The 21,657-nt window shown below is 48.4% G+C and carries 32 protein-coding genes; 25 read left to right on the top strand and 7 right to left on the bottom strand.

Annotation, left to right across the window (positions count from 1 at the left end; genetic code table 11):
- Nucleotides 1-76 precede the first annotated feature (76 nt).
- The 25 genes from ACFOWS_RS02725 (at nt 77) to ACFOWS_RS02605 (ending at nt 19,166) form a co-directional block, all read left to right on the top strand.
- On the top strand, nt 77-463 hold the full coding sequence (locus ACFOWS_RS02725) for a hypothetical protein (protein WP_379762423.1): 387 nt from the start codon (nt 77-79) through the stop codon (nt 461-463).
- Nucleotides 464-543: 80 nt separating this feature from the next.
- Nucleotides 544-1,167, top strand: coding sequence for a hypothetical protein (locus ACFOWS_RS02720; RefSeq protein WP_379762422.1), 624 nt, complete (start codon nt 544-546; stop codon nt 1,165-1,167).
- A 91-nt stretch (nt 1,168-1,258) separates the two neighbouring features.
- Nucleotides 1,259-1,621 carry a hypothetical protein gene (locus ACFOWS_RS02715; protein WP_379762421.1) on the top strand — a complete coding sequence of 121 codons (363 nt, stop codon included), beginning with the start codon at nt 1,259-1,261 and terminating at the stop codon, nt 1,619-1,621.
- On the top strand, nt 1,621-1,929 hold the full coding sequence (locus tag ACFOWS_RS02710; RefSeq protein WP_379762420.1) for a hypothetical protein: 309 nt from the start codon (nt 1,621-1,623) through the stop codon (nt 1,927-1,929). Before ACFOWS_RS02715 ends, ACFOWS_RS02710 begins: the two co-directional genes overlap by 1 nt.
- A 12-nt stretch (nt 1,930-1,941) precedes the next feature.
- Entirely contained in the window at nt 1,942-2,943 is a 1,002-nt protein-coding gene (locus ACFOWS_RS02705) for a hypothetical protein (RefSeq protein ID WP_379762419.1), read from the top strand.
- On the top strand, nt 2,924-3,112 hold the full coding sequence (locus ACFOWS_RS02700; protein ID WP_379762418.1) for a hypothetical protein: 189 nt from the start codon (nt 2,924-2,926) through the stop codon (nt 3,110-3,112). Before ACFOWS_RS02705 ends, ACFOWS_RS02700 begins: the two co-directional genes overlap by 20 nt.
- A complete protein-coding gene (locus ACFOWS_RS02695) occupies nt 3,112-3,654 on the top strand; it encodes a hypothetical protein (protein WP_379762417.1) in 543 nt (180 codons plus the stop codon). Before ACFOWS_RS02700 ends, ACFOWS_RS02695 begins: the two co-directional genes overlap by 1 nt.
- A 16-nt stretch (nt 3,655-3,670) precedes the next feature.
- Nucleotides 3,671-4,267 carry a hypothetical protein gene (locus ACFOWS_RS02690; protein WP_379762416.1) on the top strand — a complete coding sequence of 199 codons (597 nt, stop codon included), beginning with the start codon at nt 3,671-3,673 and terminating at the stop codon, nt 4,265-4,267.
- Nucleotides 4,268-4,277: 10 nt separating this feature from the next.
- The gene (locus ACFOWS_RS02685) at nt 4,278-4,766 is read left to right on the top strand and encodes a carboxypeptidase-like regulatory domain-containing protein (protein WP_379762415.1); all 489 of its coding nucleotides are present in this window, start codon (nt 4,278-4,280) and stop codon (nt 4,764-4,766) included.
- A gap of 53 nt (nt 4,767-4,819) precedes the next feature.
- Nucleotides 4,820-5,431, top strand: a complete 612-nt coding sequence (locus ACFOWS_RS02680) for a hypothetical protein (RefSeq protein WP_379762413.1) — start codon at nt 4,820-4,822, stop codon at nt 5,429-5,431.
- A 2-nt stretch (nt 5,432-5,433) separates the two neighbouring features.
- Nucleotides 5,434-5,679, top strand: coding sequence for a hypothetical protein (locus ACFOWS_RS02675; RefSeq protein ID WP_379762412.1), 246 nt, complete (start codon nt 5,434-5,436; stop codon nt 5,677-5,679).
- Nucleotides 5,680-5,683: 4 nt separating this feature from the next.
- Nucleotides 5,684-6,727 carry a hypothetical protein gene (locus ACFOWS_RS02670; protein ID WP_379762411.1) on the top strand — a complete coding sequence of 348 codons (1,044 nt, stop codon included), beginning with the start codon at nt 5,684-5,686 and terminating at the stop codon, nt 6,725-6,727.
- A 3-nt stretch (nt 6,728-6,730) separates the two neighbouring features.
- The gene (locus ACFOWS_RS02665) at nt 6,731-8,164 is read left to right on the top strand and encodes a hypothetical protein (RefSeq protein ID WP_379762410.1); all 1,434 of its coding nucleotides are present in this window, start codon (nt 6,731-6,733) and stop codon (nt 8,162-8,164) included.
- A 62-nt stretch (nt 8,165-8,226) separates the two neighbouring features.
- Nucleotides 8,227-8,913 carry a hypothetical protein gene (locus ACFOWS_RS02660; protein WP_379762409.1) on the top strand — a complete coding sequence of 229 codons (687 nt, stop codon included), beginning with the start codon at nt 8,227-8,229 and terminating at the stop codon, nt 8,911-8,913.
- 8 nt (nt 8,914-8,921) lie between these two features.
- Entirely contained in the window at nt 8,922-9,236 is a 315-nt protein-coding gene (locus tag ACFOWS_RS02655) for a hypothetical protein (RefSeq protein ID WP_379762408.1), read from the top strand.
- Nucleotides 9,229-12,726 (top strand): hypothetical protein, encoded by a 3,498-nt coding sequence (locus tag ACFOWS_RS02650; RefSeq protein ID WP_379762407.1) that lies wholly within the window; start codon nt 9,229-9,231, stop codon nt 12,724-12,726. Before ACFOWS_RS02655 ends, ACFOWS_RS02650 begins: the two co-directional genes overlap by 8 nt.
- 111 nt (nt 12,727-12,837) lie before the next feature.
- Nucleotides 12,838-13,128, top strand: a complete 291-nt coding sequence (locus ACFOWS_RS02645) for a hypothetical protein (protein ID WP_379762405.1) — start codon at nt 12,838-12,840, stop codon at nt 13,126-13,128.
- 13 nt (nt 13,129-13,141) lie between these two features.
- Nucleotides 13,142-13,387, top strand: coding sequence for a hypothetical protein (locus ACFOWS_RS02640; RefSeq protein WP_379762404.1), 246 nt, complete (start codon nt 13,142-13,144; stop codon nt 13,385-13,387).
- A gap of 26 nt (nt 13,388-13,413) precedes the next feature.
- Nucleotides 13,414-13,764: a hypothetical protein gene (locus ACFOWS_RS02635; RefSeq protein ID WP_379762403.1), complete on the top strand. Its 351-nt coding sequence runs from the start codon at nt 13,414-13,416 to the stop codon at nt 13,762-13,764.
- Nucleotides 13,765-13,817: 53 nt separating this feature from the next.
- Nucleotides 13,818-14,426: an N-acetylmuramoyl-L-alanine amidase gene (locus tag ACFOWS_RS02630; RefSeq protein ID WP_379762402.1), complete on the top strand. Its 609-nt coding sequence runs from the start codon at nt 13,818-13,820 to the stop codon at nt 14,424-14,426.
- A 22-nt stretch (nt 14,427-14,448) separates the two neighbouring features.
- Nucleotides 14,449-15,141, top strand: coding sequence for a hypothetical protein (locus tag ACFOWS_RS02625; RefSeq protein WP_379762401.1), 693 nt, complete (start codon nt 14,449-14,451; stop codon nt 15,139-15,141).
- The gene (locus tag ACFOWS_RS02620; RefSeq protein WP_379762400.1) at nt 15,123-15,518 is read left to right on the top strand and encodes a hypothetical protein; all 396 of its coding nucleotides are present in this window, start codon (nt 15,123-15,125) and stop codon (nt 15,516-15,518) included. Before ACFOWS_RS02625 ends, ACFOWS_RS02620 begins: the two co-directional genes overlap by 19 nt.
- Nucleotides 15,515-15,829, top strand: a complete 315-nt coding sequence (locus ACFOWS_RS02615) for a hypothetical protein (RefSeq protein ID WP_379762399.1) — start codon at nt 15,515-15,517, stop codon at nt 15,827-15,829. The genes ACFOWS_RS02620 and ACFOWS_RS02615 overlap by 4 nt, the downstream gene beginning before the upstream one ends.
- Nucleotides 15,826-16,290 carry a hypothetical protein gene (locus ACFOWS_RS02610; protein WP_379762398.1) on the top strand — a complete coding sequence of 155 codons (465 nt, stop codon included), beginning with the start codon at nt 15,826-15,828 and terminating at the stop codon, nt 16,288-16,290. Before ACFOWS_RS02615 ends, ACFOWS_RS02610 begins: the two co-directional genes overlap by 4 nt.
- A 17-nt stretch (nt 16,291-16,307) precedes the next feature.
- On the top strand, nt 16,308-19,166 hold the full coding sequence (locus tag ACFOWS_RS02605; RefSeq protein ID WP_379762396.1) for an ArdC family protein: 2,859 nt from the start codon (nt 16,308-16,310) through the stop codon (nt 19,164-19,166).
- Nucleotides 19,167-19,393: 227 nt separating this feature from the next.
- Here ACFOWS_RS02605 and ACFOWS_RS02600 read toward each other — a convergent pair whose 3' ends face one another.
- Genes ACFOWS_RS02600 through ACFOWS_RS02570 form a run of 7 tightly spaced genes read right to left on the bottom strand, consistent with a single transcriptional unit; the run spans nt 19,394 to nt 21,598 of the window.
- Entirely contained in the window at nt 19,394-19,663 is a 270-nt protein-coding gene (locus ACFOWS_RS02600) for a hypothetical protein (protein WP_379762395.1), read from the bottom strand.
- Nucleotides 19,664-19,682: 19 nt separating this feature from the next.
- Nucleotides 19,683-20,171: a hypothetical protein gene (locus tag ACFOWS_RS02595; RefSeq protein ID WP_379762394.1), complete on the bottom strand. Its 489-nt coding sequence runs from the start codon at nt 20,169-20,171 to the stop codon at nt 19,683-19,685.
- Nucleotides 20,161-20,346 carry a hypothetical protein gene (locus ACFOWS_RS02590; RefSeq protein ID WP_379762393.1) on the bottom strand — a complete coding sequence of 62 codons (186 nt, stop codon included), beginning with the start codon at nt 20,344-20,346 and terminating at the stop codon, nt 20,161-20,163. Before ACFOWS_RS02590 ends, ACFOWS_RS02595 begins: the two co-directional genes overlap by 11 nt.
- A 7-nt stretch (nt 20,347-20,353) precedes the next feature.
- On the bottom strand, nt 20,354-20,791 hold the full coding sequence (locus ACFOWS_RS02585; protein WP_379762392.1) for a hypothetical protein: 438 nt from the start codon (nt 20,789-20,791) through the stop codon (nt 20,354-20,356).
- Nucleotides 20,792-20,793: 2 nt separating this feature from the next.
- Nucleotides 20,794-20,952, bottom strand: coding sequence for a hypothetical protein (locus tag ACFOWS_RS02580; RefSeq protein ID WP_379762390.1), 159 nt, complete (start codon nt 20,950-20,952; stop codon nt 20,794-20,796).
- A 26-nt stretch (nt 20,953-20,978) separates the two neighbouring features.
- A complete protein-coding gene (locus tag ACFOWS_RS02575; protein WP_379762389.1) occupies nt 20,979-21,389 on the bottom strand; it encodes a hypothetical protein in 411 nt (136 codons plus the stop codon).
- On the bottom strand, nt 21,386-21,598 hold the full coding sequence (locus ACFOWS_RS02570; RefSeq protein WP_379762388.1) for a hypothetical protein: 213 nt from the start codon (nt 21,596-21,598) through the stop codon (nt 21,386-21,388). Before ACFOWS_RS02570 ends, ACFOWS_RS02575 begins: the two co-directional genes overlap by 4 nt.
- Nucleotides 21,599-21,657: the final 59 nt, after the last annotated feature.

The following is a 21,657-nucleotide window of genomic DNA, read 5'->3' as shown; positions in this document are numbered from 1 at the left end:
TTTCAAGATGAAGGATAATATCGTTGATTCAGTCAAAGATACCGGCCTGGTACTAGTATCGGGAGCGGTGGGGGCCATGGGCTCCAAGATCGTCGCCCCCCATATTCCAGGGGGAGCTTATGGGAAACTTGGCCTTGGCCTTGTAACTGGCATCATAGCCGGAAAGAGCAAACCAAAGTCCATGGTGGGCAAGCACCTGCAGTCCGCTGCGGTCGGTGCCAGCCTCATCCAGTTCACCGAGGGGTTGACCGCATTGCTGCAGCCAATTGTCTCAGGTTGGGCCGACAATGGGGAGCCATCCACATTGAAGACCTATGTGAAAAAATCAGTGGGCCTCGCCGCCCCGGACAGTTCTTTCTACGAGGAACTATTGGCCCGAAGGGGTGTCAATGATGCCCCCATTACCATTCCAGCGACCACTATGGTGGAAAGTGAAGCGTTCACCGACCCTGCAGGAGTGTAACCGGAAAATACAACAACCATCGTCTTTCACCACTTGGGATAATCCCGCTCGCCAAATAATACACATCAAAAACTAGAAAGATGAAAAACACAGTAGGACACTTGATGGTGATGAGCTTCATCATTGCCATTGCGGACAGATTCTCCGCATCCTTGGAAAGCCTGATCAAAGGTAACGACGGTCAGGGCACGAATCCCGAGATCACATTGAACCCTGTCGATCTCTATATCAAGAAGAACATCAGTTCAGCGACCACGATCACACCGCTTTTGGACGCGAACACCAAAAAGTTGCGCGGTGTGGTATCGTTCGATGCCAACGGTAGGCTGTCCCAGAACAGGGCGGTCGTGTTCAACAAGATTTTTGTTGGATATGCGACAAATGCCGCCGCCGATATGGAGGGCAACCTTGTTTATAACACCGCCCCCATCGCGGCATTGTACAACGCCGACCTTGTGATCAGACAGGATGGAAGGGAAGTTTTGAAGAAGAACGTTTCCTCATTGATCAACGTGGGAACACCACAGAACCCACAGGACGGCTATGCAGAACTGGAGAATCTGAGATACCTAAAGGATGATGAGGAAGTGGAGATCGACCTTGAATTCCCGGCAGGTGTTTCCATGCCCGCCGCTGCTACGGCAAACCAGTACATCTTCGTGAAGATTTCCGGTTACGAGACGCAGCGCAAGGAGAAGAAATAATCCTGGCCCGCACATAACCCTAGCACCCAAGAAGCCTTGCCTTTGTTAAGGCAGGGCTTTTTTAAACCGTAGAATTTAAACAATCAGTAAGATGATAAACTGGAAACATAAAAGTAAGGCCCTTACCATCGTGACGGGTGAGCCCCAAGCCGAGGACAACCTGAAACTGCCCGCAGGAAAGTGTGTCGGTATCGCCGTGGTCCCTTTTGGGACAGACCCCGCGACACCGGTACAGATCAGTATCAAGGATGGTGGGAACGAGGTCGTTGAGACCATGAACTATAAGTTTTTGCAAAAGACCAATGGAGGCCGGTTCGTCGACAGCTTCATGCCCGTGAGCTTCAAGTGCGACAGAAATCTTGACATCACTTTGAGCACAACGGCAAATGTCGCAGCGGATTTCGGATTGGAGGTCCTTTTCCTTATCCAACAGGACGAAAACATCTATAGTTAATGAAACTGGCCAAAGGATATACCGCGTTCAAACTGGTGACCGTGGCGACAGCACAGTTCGATGCAAATGACATGCTGTCCCCACAGTTCCACAACCAGGGTAAAAACTCCATAGCCGTGATCAACGGTGACGAGATTTATCCCGGGGAACATTTTTCGACCCCGGACCTTGTGGTGCAGGAGGGCACTTTCAACATATCCTTTAAGGTTGCCAACACCGCAATTGCCCACACGCACAAGGTAAAAGTGGTGTACACCAAGATCACCGGTGAGTTCGACACGAACCCGCCGAAGCAGAACTGTACATAAATCCCCATAGATATGAATACAGAACCAAAGAGCTACATAGAGGTCATCAAGGACTGGGAAAATTTTTTGGGGGACCACCCCAACAACTTCCTGCGTATCAAGAACCTTAACAACAACCAGTGGCTCATCTACAACGAGAATTCGACCGGCCACTCCCTATTGAAAAGGGAAACGGTGGAAACATCGGATTTTCCAGACTTGATCGCCTATTTCGACGACCAGATAAAACGGAAAAAACTCAATGAGGTGTATGTCCAGTTCAAGAGGACCAGCGGCAACACTTCGGTTTTTGCCCAGAACCGAAAACCGGAAAAGTTTGACCTGAGCCACAGAAGGAGGGAACTGGAAAATTCCGGAAATGTCCAACAGAACAACATGGCCCAACAGACCCCTGACCATCAGCAGACCTTTACTGCAGTACCCCCGCAACCACAGGCCCATTCACCACGGCACAGTCCAAACGGATTTGAGAAGGAGGTCATGCACCACATGGGAGGACTTGGGGCGGCGGCACTTGGGGCCGGACTGGGCTATAGGGAACTTGTCACCTTGGAGAAGAAAGCGGAAATGTCCGATCACTATAAGGGTGAGATGGAACGCTACAAAAAGGAGAACGACATTCTTGTCATTGACAACCGTGACCTACAGGGCAAGGTGAACAACGCCACCCGTGAAAAGGAGCTCGCTATAAAAGAGACCCAATTGGCGACCAAGTCCTGGATGGATTCCGACAACTTGAAGGCCCTTATAGAGAACATGGGACCAGTGGTCCAGACGATACTCTCCAAAGGCCAGGCGGGAGCGGCCAACCAGCAGTTGGGAATGGGAAGTGCCACGGGAATTTCGGAGGCCAAACAGCGATTGATAGAATATGTGTGCGCCGAGGAAGTCGATGACGCAAAGGTGGTGATACTGGAGAACGCCCTTGCCGCGATGTACCATAGACCCGATTTTGCCAATAAGCTCTACGAGATAATCCAAAACGAGATGTCCGATGCCGCAGCTGGAAGTTAAAAGTACGGGTTCGCCCATGGCGGACATGAAAAGATTGGAGTGTCTAAATGAGGTCAACGCACTGACGGACACCGAGATAAAGAACCTTACAAAACTGGTGAAAAGCCCAAAGGCAAGGAATTACCTGCGGAACGATCTCCAGTTTGCAAAACTGAAAATGTTCATTTGATGAAAAGTTTGACCACATCCACGGCCCTTGACAGCATAAAGGCCACATCGAAAAGGGTAAAGAACAGTGTCGCCTCCAACCCGATGACCTTGGTTTACGGGGTTTTGGGGGTGGCCTCGCTATTCCTTCTCTACAAGGTCGGAAGGACCGCGGGGAATGCTTTGGATTCCATAAAGGATGACCCTAATGCGGGTGGAGGGAACTTTGACAACGGAAATCCATCCGAGGTAAAGGACGGGGCCACCATCACCTTGGCGCAGGCACAGACATCCGCGGCCATCCTGTTGGAGGCCATGCACACCATTGGCGGGGTCAGCCGTTCCGAGTTCGAGCGGATAAAGAATGTTTTCAAGGGCAGGACCATACAGGACTATGTCTTGATGAGCAAAGCCTTTGGTGAGCCCAGGAGATCAATAATTACCGGCGAATCATCGGTACTTGTCCTGGGTGGCGTCAAGATGAACCTGTCCCAGTGGTTGGCAAAGGAACTGGACGATGAGCAGATCGATGAACTGAGCTTGGTGATACCAGGTGTTTTTTAACCATAAGTAAAATGTTATGACAACGAAGGATTTAGAGCTCTATTTGGCCCAAACGGGCCACCATGGAAATTATGAGGACGCACTCTACAACTGTTTTTGCGACAACCCAAAAACGGCCGGAACAAAGGTCACACAGTTGGAGTTGTCCACAAGGACCGCAAGTGGGGGCAAATCCGTCCAGACGGTCAATATCGATAAGATAACCCCATCGGAATATGCCGCCCTTATTAGGGCGCAGCGAGGAATCAAGGAAGCCATCCGTTGGGTACGGTCCTCGAATGTTGACACCAATACGATGATCGTTGTGGATGTCCGCGATGGGTATGCCTATTATATATCCAAAAAACCGGCACCGGTGGCCAACACCACCACCCCCAAGCCGACTGTAAAACCCGTACAGACCGTACAACCGACAAAAACCGTCCAGCCCAAAGGGGAAGTTGTCACAACAAAGTCCGGCGGGGATATGGTGGTAACGGAAACGCCCGACAATTTGGAGAACATCCAGGCGGGCCAAAAGAAATTGGGGGGGAACTGGCTTTGGTACCTTCTTATCGGGGGTTTGGCCCTTGGTGCCATCACATCGTCAGGGCCAAAAGTTGTTGAAGCATAAAATTTGAGCCATGGTATTCAAGGGAAAAGTCATAGACAAGGATGGGCAGCCTCTCATAGGAGCGCACGTGACCACACAGTTCCGCCCCCAGAACGTGGGGACGACCACTGATTTTTACGGTGAGTTCATTATCGGGGATGCCAGATCTGACGAAAGTTGGAAGATTTCCCATTTGGGCTATGCCGACAGATATTTCAGGGTACCCAAAGGTGGGGGGGAACTGACCTTTACATTGGATGAAAAGGCGTTTGAACTTGACGGGGTCGTGTTGACCCCGGGCGGCGGTACCCCAGGGGACAAAACCTTTAAGGAAGATTACCAAGATATTTTGGACAACCTGCCTATGCAGCACAAGGGAGGGTTTTGGGACAGGCTCAAAAAAAACCCATTGACCGCAGTGGGCGTGGGTCTATTGGGAGCCCTTGCAATAGGCGCGTTGATGTCCTACGCCGCAAGGCAATCCGATAGGGCGGAGGCCAAGCGATTGGCCAAGGCGTGATTATCCGGACACATCACCGGAAAAAAGGATGATGAATAAAAATTGACTCGAGCATGCTGATTTTTAAGGATAAGCTACCAAAAACCAACAGGGCGGCGATTGTCGCCAAGATAGGAAAGGTGTCCAGGAACCTGGGCATCGACCCAAATTGGTTGATGGCGGTCATAAACTTTGAAACGGCGGGAACCTTCTCCACGACCATCCAGAATCCCTACACCGGTGCGACCGGGCTGATCCAGTTCAATGAGGATTTCAGGGGGGCGGGGTATAAGACGGTCGGCGGGACCCGATATCCCATCACCGAGATCAGGGGTATGGACCACTTGCAGCAGCTTGAACTGATAGAAAGGTACTATGCCCCGTACAGAAACAAAATAAAAGGGTTCGTCGATCTCTACCTGGCCACTTTTTTTCCATTGGCCATGGGAAAGCCTGATGATTGGGTGCTCAGGACCGATAGGGTATCGGCCAGGGCAATAGCAGAGGCAAACCCCGTATTTGACCAAGGTGGGCAGGTGACTGTGGGGAGCATCAAGAAGGGCCTTTTGACCAAGGTGCCCGCCCAATATCTGGGGTACTTGATCAAGAACAGTTCCAAGGGGATCACACTGGTGGTCCTGGTCGCCTTGGGTATAGTGATTTATAACATGGTAAAAAGTAATTGATTATGACCGGAGTTGTTAGAAGGAACCCAGACAGGCAGATGTTCATGTTCGATGGACAGCTGATATTGAAGAATTTCGCCGCCGGCAACATTGACCAACGTTTTGCGGAGGCCAACGATTGGGTTTTAGGAGATGTTGGGAACGGCATCATCGCCATTATGGGAAAATATGACGGAAACGGGAACAAGGTCCCTGCAAATTTTGATATGGACAGTTCGATCAACACTAACAATTTCCCTGATGTTTAAGATAATGAAACGGATAACATTCACATTCTTGGCACTTGTAATCTTTATTTCCTGTGCCGCACAGAACCAGAAAGCCCGGGTTTTTCCCAATGGGATAAAGGTGCTTGGTGACCCAATAATAACGGCGGTCCCTTTGACATCTCACATCATGATACTGGACCAGGATGGCTTCTCCTACAAAATTTCCTTCGCGGATTTCGAGGATCAATTGAACATTTCCGGTATCTCCGGATTGACGGTGAACCCGAACAGCGACCCCATTGAAATTTTTAGCGGAACCTATGCCGAGGCACAAACGGAATATGGGGCTGACCCGAACACATGGCCCGCGGAGCTTTTCGGGATAATACCCGACTATCCAACCACCCCTGTTCCATTGAGTTCGATTTCCTATGACAATTCAACAAGCGGGATGTCGGCCACCAATGGACAGGCCGCGATCGATGAAATGGAGGCCCGTGTGGACCTCAATGACGCAAAGGTGACCAATGCGACCCACACAGGGGATGTGGTGGGATCAACGGTTTTGGCAATTTCCGCGGGAGCGGTCGACACCGATGAACTTGCGGACAATTCGGTGACAGCGGACAAAATATCAAATGGATCAATTTTAGCTGAGGATCTATCAAGTACATTTTATATACCCAAAACACCGTTCACACCGGTTTTGGAAGATGCCGCAAACGGCACCATTTATTCTGTTACCACAAATGATAGCTTTTATTCAAAAATCGGAAACAGGGTATTTATCAACATCAACATAATAGGTATAAGTACCCCTGGAACCCCTGCCAGTACCTTTTTGATATCCGGAGTTCCCATTCCGGCCACAACAGCGAGCACTGGACAGATAATCAGCGCGAACGTTACCGGTTCAAATAAAAGTTTTTACAGTATCCAAGCCAGGGTCGTAAGCAACTTTATTTATTTGGACGCCCTTCAGACAAATACTCAGCCCGATGCGGGATACCATACTTTGAACACGGTCTCTTTTGGGGCCTCCCCCCAAAGTACGATAACTATTTCAGGAACCTATGTAATAAACTAGACAATGAAAAGGATTTTACACATACTTGTACTTTTGATCGTGATGGCATCAAATGCCCAGACTATCGTTGGGGACGGCAATTCTATCACCATTCTTAATGGGAGCGGAGAAACGAACACAGCTTCAAACACAGGCATTTCTGGAACGGGCGTATTTATCGGAAAGAACGGGGCGGAACTTGAGTTCAAGAACATCAATGCAGCGTCCAACAAGGTCAGTGTCACGGACGACCCGGCAAACAATGAGATCGATATAGATGTCAATGAGTCCAATCTCATTCTCACGGAAAGCCAAATATCGGACCTTTCCCATACGGTGGATACTAAGCTCACCGACCCCGAGGTCGAGACAGGATACAACAATCAAGTGCCACTGGCCACGCAGTCCGAAGCCGAGGCGGGGACATCCACCGCGGTCAGAAGGTGGACCCCACAACGAATTGGGCAGGCAATCGCGGCACTGGCCCCATTGGGAGGTGGTTTCGCCAATCCGGCCGTATCCGATCTACAGATGGCCGGCTATGACATAACCAACATAGGCAACCTGTACATCAACGGGTCGTCTACGGACAACAACGACCTTATAGTTGGAAGGACCGATACCGGCTCGTTTTTTTATGATGAGGAATCCTACAATGCTCTTTCTAAGGGAAGGTTGGATATAGACGCCGCTACCGGTGACGGCTCCTATGAAGGGGATTTTGACGTGATAGGGGCCTTTACCGTAAACGGAAGCCCCGTTTCAGGTGGGGCGACCAACCTTAGCTACACACCCTCGACGCGTACCGTTGCAAGTGACACCGGAACCAACGCCATACTGACCTTGGCCGATGAGACGGACCCCGGGTTGTTGTCCGCCGCCGATAAGACGAAGCTCAATGACATAACCCTGAGCAACCCCTTGGACCTTGATGGTCTGGCCATTACAGTAAACGGAAAGGAGGACCTGATAAACAAATCAACGGACCTGAGTTCCCCGGATGATACAAAATACCCAACCACTTTGGCGGTGTCGACCGCTTTGTCGAATAAGATAACCTCGGACATTACCGGATATGGTGCGGGCATAAGTGCCACCGACAATATTGTGGTATGGGACCATGATGTCAATAGCACCGAACCAACACCTGGTCCCAACGATGTCGTGATAGGGACCAATGTCCCCGCTTCGGACACGGGAACGGGTGCCACTGACATTCCCTTGGATGGGCAGTATTATGGCGATATGTCAAGTGCCAATACGGCCACAGCATACACCACTGACGCCACAAAGAGGAAGGGTGGATGGGCCAAGATATTGATCAATGCGGCCAGCTTGCCGACCGTTGATGGGGACAGCACCTATGAGGAAGGAAAGACATTTGCCGCATCAACGGACATGTACCTGGTCATATACCACGATGGTTCAACCGTAAAAAAATTCCTTTTGGGAAAATGAGAATACTGATATACATACTCGTGCTTTCCAGTTGGGTCTGTCATGGGCAGTCACTTATCGACATGCAGCTTTTGGCTGGCCAGCAGGCAAATGCCGGTGGTCCAGTCACACCGGTACAGTTCAACAAAACCGGGGACACCCTTTTCACCAGTCAGTCATATTCCAGTTTTGTGACCGATCTACCGGATTACACGGCTGGGGATGTCTGGATAAAGATCGATTACATAAGGGAGGCGGACGTGACTTTCACGGACCCTGTCGATTGGACCTCAATTGTGTCCGCAAATGCGGATACGCCCGATGGGACGTGCAACGTCACTTGGTACAGGCCAAACGGGACCGAAGGGGCCAACGTGACCACCACAACGGACAGCTCCACGACCGACGCCATTATGTCCATAGTGTTGGCCTATTCAAATGTCACCAGCAGCGGCACGCCCTATGAGGGTTTACAGACTGCGGAAGTATCGGGAACGCACATCATAACACCGGTCAGTGTCACCAGTACGGTGGACGGGGGGCTCCATGTCGACCTGATATTTTTTCCCGAAAGCCAGCCTAATAACACAGTGCTGGGCGAGATGACCGAAAATTATTTTGAGCGAAGCGCAATATTCGGTTCTGATATATCCATGGGGGCCTGGAGCCAAACATTGGATTCGGGCGAAAGCTCCACTCCGGAGGATTACACCTTTGGTACCGGTACCGGTTACGGGGGCAGATATGTAAGCTTTATTTTGAAACCTTAATTAAAGATATGAGAAAGATAGTTTTTTTGGTGTTTTTGTTCTGTTCCATTTCCTACGGGCAAGAAAAGAAAAAGTATCAGATCACTTGGTCCGAGTATGAGGTCGAGACCCATACATGCCAAGAGGTGCACGGTGATCAGCTGTGCATGAGCGATGGTGTCCACTGGAACACGGTCGGGCAGGCGTACCAAAACAGTTTTGTGGTTACCGGAAAGAAGAACAGGGATTGGCACCTGCAGCAATTGGAGATTAGAAGACCACAACCGGACACGGCCCCGGTCGACACTTACATTTTCAACATAAAAGCGATTGAGATTGAATAGGATTTTATACATATTCCTTTTGTTGCCTTTCTTGGTGTTCTCACAATATGATGAGGCCACAATATTGTCACATGCCGCCATAGCGGAGGCCAATGCGGGCAACTCTATTCCCTTGGACCCCGATTCACCGAACCGAATCATATATATTGCATCAAACGGGAGCAGTGGGAACACCGGGCTTACGGAAGGTTCTCCAAAGGACATTGATTCCGCATTTGATCCCGGTTTTGTACAGTCCGGGGACGTGTTTTATATAAAGTCCGGGCTCTACAATTATGGGACCCCATCTGGCGGCACCAACAGTTCGCACTACGATATTTCAAACTTGCCATGTTCCCCAGCGGACCCATGCTATTGGATAGGCTACCAAACAACGCCGGGGGATTTGAACAGGTCCTATGGGGCCGGTCCCGCAGTTGACACCACGGCTTACCAATCAAGAACGGCAAGGGCCGATGGCACACGTCTGCTCGACCCCACCCTGATGCCCACATTCAGGGGGGATGTGAACGTGACCGATGGTAAATACATTGACAACGGGAACCTTTTTGAGAGCGATGGCGGTGAATCGGGGTATGTTTTCCGAAACCTACAAATAGAGTTTTTCAGAAGGGCCTGGTACCAGAACAATTTTGATAACAGTATTTTCCAGAATATCATCATAGCCAATATGGGATGGTTCACCGATGTCGAGGGACAGGGCGGCGTGAACACCGACCTTAACGGGGACGGCATTGTGAACTACGGGGACTCCAATAACAATATTTACAGTGACTGTGCGGGCTACAACCACGCATTCAGGTTCATATCCATACAGGATGCAGAGACCTCATTGGTACAGTACAACGTAGCGGCCTCATGGATAGACGCCGGAAACCCACAGGACTATTATTTCCACACCACCGGAACAAACAACCTGTTCCATCATTTGGAAGCCTACAGGATGGCGGATTCCAACCATTCCGGCCACGGGATATGTTTCAACCAGGAAGCTGTGGGGAATGTGGCCAGAGATTGGAAGATTGTCGGGACCAATGCCCATTTGGATGGGGCCAGCCATTCGTACATGCACAACGGTACTTTGGTGGCCAAACCGGAGTTCAATGCCTATGTGACCAACTATCGGGGCGGGGCCTTTTCGATTTTCGATGATTCCTACAACGCATTGTTGGAGAACATCACCTATGAGAACAGCGTTACGGGATTGACCATTTGGGACCAGGGAAGCCACGCAAAGCCACCTGTACCACCGTACGAGGCGGGTGGGAACGGTATAAAAATGAGATATGTCACTTCCACCGCAACCACTTATCCGGGCATTTCCCCGACGTGGTACAATATGGGTGTGAACTTTTCCAGTACAAAGGCCACGGTCCCCGTCGACAACATTTCATTTGAAAATATACAGATTTCCGGGTTCGATGTTTTCATCGATTCCTATGTGGTCAACAACGGATTGACACTGACCAACTCATGTTTGACCGATGTCCCGACCTTTGAGACGACAAACGAAACCTATAGCCTTGATGCAAGTAGTACCATAACCAATGTGAACTTCAACAATTCAGAGGTTCCTACCGGGTTCAATATTTCCGGTACCACCACATCGGCCACATGCCCCTATGAGCTTGCGGGATATTCCGTGGGCGCAATTTCCGGCAACACCACAGAAGCGGGGGGAACGGCCACGTTTACCGTGGTCCTGAACACCCAACCGACAACGGATGTGGTCTTTGATGTTGTTTCAAACGATACAGGGGAGGGAACGGTTTCCCCATCTACCCTGACGTTCACAAATGCTAATTGGGCTTCGGCCCAGACGGTCACGGTGACGGGCGTGGACGATGCCATCGATGATGGCGATGTCGTTTTTACGGTAACGGTCAGTGTGAACGCAGCGGCCAGTGACGATGATTATGATGCATTGGCCGATGCGGACGTGAGTGTGACCAATACTGACGATGATGGTTCAGTTGTGTATATCACCCCTGATATACAGGACCCCGCCGAGAGCACTTCGCTGATGGACACCGAACTGGTGGACCGCATAAACAATGGGTGGGCACATCCCGCCGGTGGTGGGTACCCCGACGATGAATCCTACATCATATCCCAAAAGGATGCCTTTGACGCAAATGTGGAAGTGGGCGCATGGGACAACTTCAATTTGGACGATGGCGATACCGTTGTTGACGCTCCGATACCACAGAACGGGGTGGGAAACCAAATATTCTATGCCGCAAAATATGCCAAACTTTACAACGATTCTGCCCTGGCGCAAAAGGTCATGGACCGCATTGTGGCTTACAGTCAGAACGCATCACTGGACATTGCCCAAAAAATCATAGACAACAGTTATGAAACCCGGAGCGTCGATACCACGCCGTGGCTTTTCATGCCCGCTTGGTTCAACAAGGTACACCTTGCGTTGGCCGAAATAAAGGACCTGGTGAACATCACACAGTCCGATTGGGACGGGGTCAAGCAATGGCTTTCCAATTGGAACGACCTTTTCAAGGACAATCTTGATTTCAGTATGGACGTGACCTATGGCCAAGGCGCCGACTGGCAGGCCGAAAACTACAACCTGTCCGATTATAATTTGCTCTTGGGCTCCAGTGGGACGAGGACAAACCCACCGTTTACAGATTCCAGCGGTGGAACCACGGCAGGGGAATATTATACCGTGTTGGGCCAGCAGACAGGTCTTAACAATGTACGGTGTGAAATGGCCAATACCATCCATTCTTATGGGGTGTATTTTAATGATACTGATGACATAAATATGGCCTTTGCCTTTTTCAAGGCGTGGCTGCGCTTCAATTTTTATCCCGATCTGACCAGTGCAGAACTGGTGAGGGCCTTTTTGGGAGAGGAACAATTGGGCATCAATTATGTGTCCGTTTCTTTCACGGCCATGGGCCAAATGGCTATCAGGCACAAAATTGCCGGAATAAACGGCCTGACGGGGATTTCGGACGGGAACCTATTTCTTGACTGGACCACGGGCGAGGGCACCGATGATTTTGCAAACGTGGGCACGGGGTACGTTGGTACATCAACCAGCGGTGGCTCCAAGTCCCTTTTGACCGCTTTCAAGGCACATTTGGACTTCATGCGGCAAGATGGTGGCCAAGGTTGGTCCCCACAGAGATATTTCAACGGGACCACATTGATGGACGGTGCCGACAGGATGAACCATAGACCGACCGCAGCGGCCCTGAACACCTATTATCAGGATGCAGAGCTCGAAGCGGGATGGAAGAACGACACCTCCTATGGGTATAGGACACCCTTGACCGATGGAACTGGGGCGACCGGTACCGGGAGCTATGTGGAACCCAACAATGGCGACCATGGCGCATGGTACGGACTAATGTATTGGGCCGATATGACATTGGAAGCCGCCCAACCACAGGGCACCATTATAAGGGCAAGGGGAAATCGGGGTCACATTAACGGGCGTTCGTCCAAAATAATAAGTAATTGACATGGAATGTTACAAAACATCAATAAACAAGCCATGAAAATTCCGGACAAGTTTGAGTACTAAGGCCAAAAGTTGGGCTCAAACGGACATAATTTAAAAAATTCATTGTTTATGAGTATTGAAGAACTTAAAGGTTTGACAGAAAAAAAGGAAACGCGTTCCGAACGGAACTGGTCAAGGTCTTTTGGATGGATGGGGGTAATTATGTTCTTGGCGGCCATTTTTGAAACTATGGTCACCATGTTCTGGATAGGGATGGAAGTCGTTCCCATGGACAGATATAGGATTGGATTTGCCAGTATAGGTTTTGTTTTTGCACTGGCCAATAGGCAATTGGGTGTATTTGCCAACAATATAGGGGCTGTTATGTTGGATAGGTTCAAAAGGATTTTTGGTGAATAGAAACGAATGAAAAATGATACACATAAAAATTGCAGACCTGGCCATTGACATTATGATATTCAAGTTTTTTCCGGCCGTCACGGGCCTATTTGCTTTTTGGGGGGTTGGCGGTGGAATCTTTGGGTTTTTTCTCTCATTGATCGTTGCGGCGGGAATCAAGGTCGCTCTTTTTTTCTTTGAAAAGGAGATAAAGCATTTTTCCTATTCGTTGCGTGAACGATGGGACAGGCACCGGATCAAGGGAAAGGACAAAAAATAAGGCTTTAACATTTAAAACTATATAAAATGAAAGGGATTCAGAATTTTATTGAAACAGGTAAGGGCCTATTGGACCTTGCGGATTTGGCCGACGATGCGTTGGCGAACGACAAGATTGGATGGGAGGACCTCCCCTTGGTGGTAAGTGTGGGCGGGGTCGTCAGCAAATTGAAGGGGGCGGGTGAAGCACTTCCGGAGCTCCTGGATGCCGACAATGAGGAATTGGCCACGGCCAAATCTGAACTTCGGGCCTACGCCGAAACGAAGTTCGAGGATTTGGAGGGCGACAAAATTGAAAAGATCGTTGCAGATGTGTTCGATGCCGTTATAGGCATTGCCGGACTTTTCAACAATTTCAGATCGTTCAACGCCGCCTAAAATTTTAGGGAAGGTCCTCGTTATGGACCTTCCCATTAAAAATGTCAAAAGGAATGAGCAGGTTGGTGCCCATATTGGACAATGGCCATGGAGGAATGATCGGAGGTGTTTATCAGACGGCCGGAAAACGTTCCCCCAAGTGGGAACTTGGCACCCTCTATGAGGGCATGTTCAACCGTTGGATAGTGAACGGGATCATTGAGCAATTGGACATTATGGCCATTCCCTATTACCATGTTTCCCCTGAACCCCGGGATGTTTCCCTTGGGACCAGGTGCGATAGGGCGAACACCATTCATTCAAAGGACCCGAACACCTATCTGCTTTCCATCCATGCCAATATCGGAGGTGGTAAGGGAACGGGGATCGAGGGTTTTACCAGCACCGGAGCGACGGCCAGCGACAGGATCGCGGAGTTGTTCCTTTGCAATATCGAAAATGATATGTGCAATGAGAGAATGAGGTTTGATTACTATTCCGATGGTGACCGGGACAAGGAGCGGGACTATAGGGTGCTCACTGGGACAAATGGGCCGGCCCTTTTGATGGAGCTTGGATTTATGGACCATCCATCGGACTATAAAAAACTTTGGGACAAATGGCACCGACAGGAGCTCATAAACTCGCTTGTAGGTAGCATTGACCAATTGTACAACGAATAAATTGCTGACAGCTATATTGATAATGGGACTATTGAAGTTTTTCAACATAAAGGGAATTATCAACGCCCTGGGCTCGAATATCAGGGAAATTCTCCTCGTGGCATCCGTGATCATACTGGTACTGCAGTTCATCAGGACCAACCGATTGATCGAGGACAATGCGCGTAAGGACAGCAACATTTTGACCCTCACTGCCGAAAAAGCGGAAATTCTGCAGGAATACACTGCCAGCACTAGGGAGTGGCGCGGGATCATGGACCATGTTTTGCCCGGATTCGGCCAAAAGCTGGACAGTGCCAACATCAAGATCAAGAACATTGAGCGCATCTACAGCCAGCGCACCACATACTTGGACACGACCAAAAGGACCACTGGTCTGGACACCATTTTGGGCGTGATCCAAATGGGGGTAAAAACCACCGGCCCGATCCCGGTAGTGGAGGCACCGATAGTCGATAAAGGCCCTTGCCATATCATCAGGGGCCATGTCGGATACGATGGAAAAAAACTGTGGTTGGACATCACGGAAAGGAAGTTCACCACCATAAACGAAGTTGTCACCCATATCATTAGGAGGCAATGGAAGATTCTGGGCCTTATACCCACAAGGCTCTTTGGAAAAAGGGAACTGGCCGTGACCGTGTTCAATTCTTGTGGTGAGACCGAAACAGTGATAATGCACAAATATAAGGGAAAATGGAAGCGAAAAAAGTAGAGGATATCAATTATAAGGTAGTATTCGTCAACGCCATGATCGGGGCCGTGGCCACCGGCGTGACGTTTTGGCTGATGAACCGGTTCTTTAAAAGTGATGGAAAGGCCGGACTGGGAATACCATTGAAGGTCTTTGCCAGCCTTCCGGTAAGGGAGCAAGCTAGGTTTGCCGATGAAATTACCATGAAGAACTCCAAGGACCCGAAATGGCTGGTGGAGCAATTGGCCAACATCGACGCGGACAATCCAGAGACCTACCTTGCAATGGAGGGAAGGAGCATTGCCAACTGTGCATTTATAGCACTCTACGGGGCGCATGACGGGTCAAGGCTCAAATGCATGAAAATATTGGACAACCTAAAAACTATGAAGCCATGAGAGCAAGCACGTTGATAATGGTGGCATTGGCCCTGGCGGGCGGATATTTTGTCTATGACAGATATTTTGCGCTGCCAAAAATCTCCATTGTGTCCATCGACTACAATCAGAGAAAGATCACCTATAACATCGAGGGGACCCAGTACACCTACAATTATAAGAGCCCACAGTCGGTCTCTGGCATAAAGGACGAATATGACCTTGACTTTCAAAGGGACGGGGACAGGGTTTCATTGGTTCTGAGAAAGGGAGGCATTACCCAAAAGCAGTTGACCACCGTTGATTTTAAGAACAAAACACTGATAGCATGAAGATCAAGACCAAACATATTTTATTGGGGGGGCTGGCCATTGTCGCCGGGTTTTCCATCTGGGGCGGCAAAAAGGCATATGACATCAACAGTGTCGCCCAAAAGGTGAAAATATCACTACGGGGTTTCAAACTTCCCGAGCTTTTCGGCCTATCGGTAAGGTCAAAGGTCAACGTCGCATTGGCCAACCCCACCGCAACTCCCTTGGATGTATCTACTGGCGGGCTTGTGACGCTCACCACAATAAGGGTCTACAACAAAGAGAACCGATTGGTGGCCACCGCCAACCCGGGACTTACAAATATCAGCATTCCGGCGTACTCCGAAGTGGTCGTGCAGGACATTCCCATTGAGAGCAATGTGACGAGCATACTCAACACGCTATTGATAGGGAGCACGAATGCCAAGGACTATCGTGTAGAGGCCGAGATAAGCGCACTTGGGAGGACCTTCACCATATAAATAAAAAAATTCACCCTATGAATTCAGTAGAAAGATTCAATGCACTAAATGGAAAGACCGTAAAAAAGGAGGAACTGGCCGAAATTCGTCAATTGGCGGAAAAGGAGGGCCAGGACGAAGTGGTTCGCCGAGTCGACAAACTTTTAAAGAGCATTGTCAACCACTGGCTATTGGGTGAACGCGGCGTGATTGTAAAGGTCAGTAAAAAAGCAGTGTGGAAGGAAGATAAAAATGGATTGTCCAAACCAAACAAAAAATCCAAAAAAGAGTATTTTTTGGTGGCGAAACTTTGGAACTGGCCCAATGGGTGGACCGTCGCGGAAAAGTTTGTCACGGATTCAAGTTTCAAGCTGAACAAAATCCAGTTAAGTGACTGGAACGCCATTAAAGAGGAAGAAGGAGCATACAATCCGACACTTTTTAAGGAAACCTATCTTGATGGCAAAAAGATTGGTAAATCAATTAAGGTAAAGGATGAAAAGGGCCTTGGGTGTCCCGGCACCCCAGAGGGTGAGGATTGTGGGTGCAACGAAAATAAGGATACAGGGCTTGGAGCCCCGAGGCACGGAGGGCTTGCAAAGGAGGCCCTTACCAGTTGTGGCCGGTTGAAAAAGGGGTACATGTTCGAGAAGGGGGGAAAGATTGTGCGGGCTCCCGAGAAAAGACTAAGAAAAAAAAGTGCATCCCGAAAAAAGGGGAGCGTGGCCAAAAAGTCCAAAAAGGAAATTGTGGGGCCATCAGGCCAATATGGTCTGTTCGGTGCAGCTGACACCCTGGACCTCAGTGGCCTTGAATTCCTTCCCGATGGATATGGGAACCAAGGGCTTGGTGCCGCGGTAACACCGGATGACATCTACCAATATGTCACCGACCTTATCATCAACACCATAAATTCAAGTAAACGGCTCCCTTGGCAAAAGAGTTGGGAAATGACCGGACTTTCCGATGGATTGGAGGCCACCAACTACGAGACCAAGAAACCGTATAGGGGGGTCAATTACTTTCTTCTGAATTTTGAGGTAAAGATGGACAAGAAGGGCAGGGGGGTATTGGTCCCCAAGAAATGGAAAAACCCATATTTCCTCACTTTCAAACAGATCGAGAAATATAAGGGAAAGCTCAAAAAGGGGAGCCATGGCCACCGTGTGGTCTATTTTACCAAGCTCTATGGGTACAGTGAAAAGGACAGATCGGGCAACCGTTTGGAGTTCTACAGTTACGATAAGAGAAAGTTCCGGGCTTGGCTGGAAAAGAACAGGTCGAAACTGCAGATTCTCAAAAAGAAAGGCTGGACCATCGATAGGTTGGCAAATTCATATATTCCCATATTGAAATATTACAATGTGTTCAATGCAGGCGACATCACCGGCATCAACTGGGGAAAATTCCCCAAGAATACCAACGCCGATAAGACCCCTGAGCAGCGCATACAGATCGCAGAGGACATCGTTTCAAGTTATCCAAACCCTCCAGAGATAGTATATCAAGGGGACCAACCGCATTACCGGCCCAACAGTGACGCTGTGTACCAGACCCCTTTGCAACATTTCAAGGACCCACAGAACTACTATAGTGTTCTTTTCCATGAGCTTGTTCACAGCACGGGCCACGAGAGCAGGTTGAACCGACCGATCAGAAACTCGAACAAATCAGCAGCCTATGCAAAGGAGGAGCTTGTCGCCGAAATGGGGGCCGTCTTCCTCTGTGCCGAAAGCGGCATATTGTTCAGGACCCTCAACAACAGTGCGGCCTATCTGAAAGGTTGGAATTCTCGTTTGGTAGGACACATGAAAAAGGACAACCGTTTCTTTTTCAGGGCATCCAGTGCAGCTCAGGCCGCAGCGGACCACATCCTTGCAAAGGATGGTAACGGTATCCCGAAGTACCAAAAGGGTAAGAAAAAGTCTAAAAACGTATCGTCTGGCACCAAAACCGTGACCAAAAGACCAAAAATCGGTAAGAATGGATCAGTAAAGCGTAAAAAAAGTCCAGCCATGGGAATGGCGGGAAGTGTGATGTTGGACAATGGCAGAACACCTTTGCCACCAGGACAGGTGGGAGCGCATGGGGATGCTCCCACCAACGTCCTGGACCTTCCGGTGACATCACCGGAAACAGTGGTCCCGGATCTGGCCGATACTCCAGAACCCCCAAAAGAGAAGGTGGGGACTGGTGAAAAGAAAAAAGGGGTCATGGACAGCGACGACCTGATGAGCATGCATTTTGACACCCTTGATTTTACCGGGGAGTGGAAGGAGTTCATGCAGGAGCCGGCCAAGAACATGAAGATCGCCATTTGGGGTAAGCCGAAGAACGGTAAGACCTCGGGGGCTCTAAAATTGGCCAACTACCTGACAGGCTTCGGTTCTATACTCTACAACTTTGCCGATCAGGGCTATAACAAGAACACACAGGATCTTTGGAGGATTTCCGGACTTTCCGAAAAATCCAATGCATACCATACCGATGTGCGGACCCTAGATGAATTGGAGGAAAAACTCAGATCGGGAAAGTTTGATTTTGTATTCATTGATATGATCAACACCTACATCAACAAGGAAGGTGTGAAGTACGCTGAGTTTGAGGACCGTTTCATAAAAAGCTACCCTGAAACTTCCTTCATTCTTATCTTTGAGGTGACCAAAGCTGGGGATTTCAAAGGAGAGCAGGGTTGGACCCATATTGTGGACGCTACCGTGACCGTGGAAGACTTTGTAATGAGCAACCGTGGTAGATATGGCATGGGAGAACTGGTGGTATATCCAGAAGGTTTAAGGAAGCTCAACCCAAAGCGCTACCAGGAAATGGTCGAGGAGGACAAAAATGACATTGATGACGAGCCGGTACCGGAAGGAGCGGCCACAGTATTGAAATAGCAAAGTAGTTTTTAGTTAAGTTTGAGTTAGTTGGGAAACGGCACCTGTTATGGGTGTCGTTTTTCTTTGAAGAAACAAGAATCTTGATTTCCGTCGGCAGTTTAAATAAACCCGACGGAAACCGACGATAGCGAAAAAGTCCGCCCATTAGACAATTTAAAGCTCAAAAGCACACCAAATACATTGTAAATGCAGAATTCATTTTGTAGGCCACCTTATTGAGATGGCTATGTATTTTTTTGGTCGCTTTCAAAACCCTTTAATTTAACTTCAATGAATTTCTTAAACTCAATGATAAAGCCCTTGCTATCATTGCAGGGCATTAACTTGGTCTGAAAGCCCATTTCCTTGGCGAAGCCACTAATAAATTCTACCTGGTGGCCCAAAAGGATGCGGAAATCTATAAGTAGACTATCGCCATGTTCGGAACAGGGAATAGTGTGTTGCTCGAGATATTGTTTGATGACCGACAACAATGTTTCTATATTATTATTCATGTACAAAAATTTGAAATGATCATATCTCCCTTTTTTCAGGGGAGACATAAGGGAGTCCAATCAGATTAAATACATCCTTTTCCTCCCGCATGGGATAGGTTTTGAAATTCTGGCGCAACATTCCATCCTTACTCGAGTACCCCCGTTTTGTCCATCCAGTGGCCAGCACCTTATGGCTAAAGTCCGCGGAACCGGTCCGGATGGCGAAGATAAGGCCCCAATTTTCCTTTGTCGCAAAGAACAGGTCGAGTTTGATTCCATCGGGCAACAATCGTTGGGTGTATTTGCACGGGAGCTCACCCTTTACCTTCACCCACTTGTTCACCACTGAAGCAACCCCATTTTCAAATAGGCCGGTATCGTAGGGCTTGGGAATGGCCACTATCTCAATGTCCTTAACTTCCGGTCTTTTCCTTCTGATGCTGCCGGCTATCTCTATACGCTCACAGTGCGGGGCAAGTTTGGCCTTTACCTGTTGCGCGATTATCAATGCTGTTTCAAGTTTCATGGTCTTTGATAAAATTTTCAAGATGTTCCTTCAATTGTTTTGCTTCTTCTAAAGTGAGCACATAGGAATTAAAGCCGTATACTTCATCATTGTGTTGAAATTCAATTGTACGTGGGACCAGTGATGTTACCAATAGGTAAGCTGAGCCTCTTTGAAACAATAGTCTGTACGCCATAATTTATTTATTTATAGGTAATATCGAACGCCCCGGTAATCCACTCTTGGACGATTTCAACTTCCTTTTGTTCATAATCGAAGTCCTCTCCAAGGGGATAATCATTGAAGCCAGGTCGCCACTTGTACTCCAAAAAATGTTTCGCGGCACCATATGGATAATTTGGCGAAAGCTCACGGTTGGAGTAATATTCCTTCCCCTTCCACTTAATAACCCTGTTTAGGGTGACGATGGTTCTGGTGTTGTACCCCTCCGATTGCTCAACCACCAATCGAACAGCATGAAAATCTTTTTCAATCCAACGTAGCTTAGCTAAATACTCAGCCCTTTTTTCAGCCGTTTCGAAGTAATGGTAACCTTCAACTTCTCCATGAATATCTTTATATTCTGAATTGTAGAAGCCTCCCCAAGTTTTCAATAAATATTCATATTTTAGTGAATCCATTATTAAGGATTTTTGGCCACATGGTGGATGATGGATTTTCTTTTAACATCCAAAGCAAACCATTTCAAACGCATTTTAAGGGCATCCATGTCATCCTCATTCATTGGTCTTATTTTTCTGAAATCAGTGGCAAATTTTTCAATCTCCTTGTCAAAGTTCATTTCTGCTGTATGTTAATTCATTAATATTATTCTATCCATCCCATGCTGCAGGATGGACAGCTAGCACTTATATGTCCATTTATTTCTGCTGCTGAATATTTAAGTGTTCCACCACATCCGGGGCAATCTATATTCCCTTTAGATTTACCGGTCCGTTCAATATGGTCTTTGACTAAAGCAACTGAATTCATCGCCCTTTTTTGAATTTCCACAATTTCCATAGCCTGCCTCTCGACTTGTTCTGGTGATGGGAACTTTTTAAGCAAACAATTTCCTCCATGGTGTCTTTTTAGGCAAGGGAATCTGAATGGTCTTTGGGATTCGTCCCGTACATCCTCATATCTGACCCCTTCCGCACAAACTTTGTTGGAAATGCCGTTGAAATGAACGCATTTCCCAGATAACTGCTCAACCAGTTGTTCTTTGATGCTTTTCATCTTATAAATTGATGTGGATTCATTATAATTTCGAGTATCAACATGGATAGTATTTCGGCCTCTTTAATGGTTATATCGTCTGGGAGGTATACATGGAGCATGTTGTTTATTTCAGGCTTCAATTCTCCCAGAGTTTCTTCATGAGAATATTCCCCCCTATTTTCATAATTTGACCTGATTTCTTTTAATCGTTCTAATGCTTTTTCCATAATTGTTGTTTTTTTCCGGAAAACACCGGTATATTTTGGGCTGTTGGCCAGTATCCTAT

The sequence above is a fragment of the Flagellimonas marina genome (assembly GCF_042651185.1).
GTDB classification, from domain to species: Bacteria; Bacteroidota; Bacteroidia; order Flavobacteriales; family Flavobacteriaceae; genus Flagellimonas; species Flagellimonas marina.
This window is presented reverse-complemented; position numbering and strand designations above follow the sequence as displayed.

What these genes read in the sequence shown, in the direction of transcription:
- ACFOWS_RS02725 (WP_379762423.1), top strand. Translation starts at nt 77, where the DNA reads ATGGGCTCCAAGATCGTCGCCCCCCATATTCCAGGGGGAGCTTATGGG.
- ACFOWS_RS02720 (WP_379762422.1), top strand. Translation starts at nt 544, where the DNA reads ATGAAAAACACAGTAGGACACTTGATGGTGATGAGCTTCATCATTGCC.
- ACFOWS_RS02715 (WP_379762421.1), top strand. Translation starts at nt 1,259, where the DNA reads ATGATAAACTGGAAACATAAAAGTAAGGCCCTTACCATCGTGACGGGT.
- ACFOWS_RS02710 (WP_379762420.1), top strand. Translation starts at nt 1,621, where the DNA reads ATGAAACTGGCCAAAGGATATACCGCGTTCAAACTGGTGACCGTGGCG.
- ACFOWS_RS02705 (WP_379762419.1), top strand. Translation starts at nt 1,942, where the DNA reads ATGAATACAGAACCAAAGAGCTACATAGAGGTCATCAAGGACTGGGAA.
- ACFOWS_RS02700 (WP_379762418.1), top strand. Translation starts at nt 2,924, where the DNA reads ATGCCGCAGCTGGAAGTTAAAAGTACGGGTTCGCCCATGGCGGACATG.
- ACFOWS_RS02695 (WP_379762417.1), top strand. Translation starts at nt 3,112, where the DNA reads ATGAAAAGTTTGACCACATCCACGGCCCTTGACAGCATAAAGGCCACA.
- ACFOWS_RS02690 (WP_379762416.1), top strand. Translation starts at nt 3,671, where the DNA reads ATGACAACGAAGGATTTAGAGCTCTATTTGGCCCAAACGGGCCACCAT.
- ACFOWS_RS02685 (WP_379762415.1), top strand. Translation starts at nt 4,278, where the DNA reads ATGGTATTCAAGGGAAAAGTCATAGACAAGGATGGGCAGCCTCTCATA.
- ACFOWS_RS02680 (WP_379762413.1), top strand. Translation starts at nt 4,820, where the DNA reads ATGCTGATTTTTAAGGATAAGCTACCAAAAACCAACAGGGCGGCGATT.
- ACFOWS_RS02675 (WP_379762412.1), top strand. Translation starts at nt 5,434, where the DNA reads ATGACCGGAGTTGTTAGAAGGAACCCAGACAGGCAGATGTTCATGTTC.
- ACFOWS_RS02670 (WP_379762411.1), top strand. Translation starts at nt 5,684, where the DNA reads ATGAAACGGATAACATTCACATTCTTGGCACTTGTAATCTTTATTTCC.
- ACFOWS_RS02665 (WP_379762410.1), top strand. Translation starts at nt 6,731, where the DNA reads ATGAAAAGGATTTTACACATACTTGTACTTTTGATCGTGATGGCATCA.
- ACFOWS_RS02660 (WP_379762409.1), top strand. Translation starts at nt 8,227, where the DNA reads ATGCAGCTTTTGGCTGGCCAGCAGGCAAATGCCGGTGGTCCAGTCACA.
- ACFOWS_RS02655 (WP_379762408.1), top strand. Translation starts at nt 8,922, where the DNA reads ATGAGAAAGATAGTTTTTTTGGTGTTTTTGTTCTGTTCCATTTCCTAC.
- ACFOWS_RS02645 (WP_379762405.1), top strand. Translation starts at nt 12,838, where the DNA reads ATGAGTATTGAAGAACTTAAAGGTTTGACAGAAAAAAAGGAAACGCGT.
- ACFOWS_RS02640 (WP_379762404.1), top strand. Translation starts at nt 13,142, where the DNA reads ATGATACACATAAAAATTGCAGACCTGGCCATTGACATTATGATATTC.
- ACFOWS_RS02635 (WP_379762403.1), top strand. Translation starts at nt 13,414, where the DNA reads ATGAAAGGGATTCAGAATTTTATTGAAACAGGTAAGGGCCTATTGGAC.
- ACFOWS_RS02630 (WP_379762402.1), top strand. Translation starts at nt 13,818, where the DNA reads ATGAGCAGGTTGGTGCCCATATTGGACAATGGCCATGGAGGAATGATC.
- ACFOWS_RS02625 (WP_379762401.1), top strand. Translation starts at nt 14,449, where the DNA reads ATGGGACTATTGAAGTTTTTCAACATAAAGGGAATTATCAACGCCCTG.
- ACFOWS_RS02620 (WP_379762400.1), top strand. Translation starts at nt 15,123, where the DNA reads ATGGAAGCGAAAAAAGTAGAGGATATCAATTATAAGGTAGTATTCGTC.
- ACFOWS_RS02615 (WP_379762399.1), top strand. Translation starts at nt 15,515, where the DNA reads ATGAGAGCAAGCACGTTGATAATGGTGGCATTGGCCCTGGCGGGCGGA.
- ACFOWS_RS02610 (WP_379762398.1), top strand. Translation starts at nt 15,826, where the DNA reads ATGAAGATCAAGACCAAACATATTTTATTGGGGGGGCTGGCCATTGTC.
- ACFOWS_RS02605 (WP_379762396.1), top strand. Translation starts at nt 16,308, where the DNA reads ATGAATTCAGTAGAAAGATTCAATGCACTAAATGGAAAGACCGTAAAA.
- ACFOWS_RS02600 (WP_379762395.1), bottom strand. Translation starts at nt 19,663, where the DNA reads ATGAATAATAATATAGAAACATTGTTGTCGGTCATCAAACAATATCTC.
- ACFOWS_RS02595 (WP_379762394.1), bottom strand. Translation starts at nt 20,171, where the DNA reads ATGAAACTTGAAACAGCATTGATAATCGCGCAACAGGTAAAGGCCAAA.
- ACFOWS_RS02590 (WP_379762393.1), bottom strand. Translation starts at nt 20,346, where the DNA reads ATGGCGTACAGACTATTGTTTCAAAGAGGCTCAGCTTACCTATTGGTA.
- ACFOWS_RS02585 (WP_379762392.1), bottom strand. Translation starts at nt 20,791, where the DNA reads ATGGATTCACTAAAATATGAATATTTATTGAAAACTTGGGGAGGCTTC.
- ACFOWS_RS02580 (WP_379762390.1), bottom strand. Translation starts at nt 20,952, where the DNA reads ATGAACTTTGACAAGGAGATTGAAAAATTTGCCACTGATTTCAGAAAA.
- ACFOWS_RS02575 (WP_379762389.1), bottom strand. Translation starts at nt 21,389, where the DNA reads ATGAAAAGCATCAAAGAACAACTGGTTGAGCAGTTATCTGGGAAATGC.
- ACFOWS_RS02570 (WP_379762388.1), bottom strand. Translation starts at nt 21,598, where the DNA reads ATGGAAAAAGCATTAGAACGATTAAAAGAAATCAGGTCAAATTATGAA.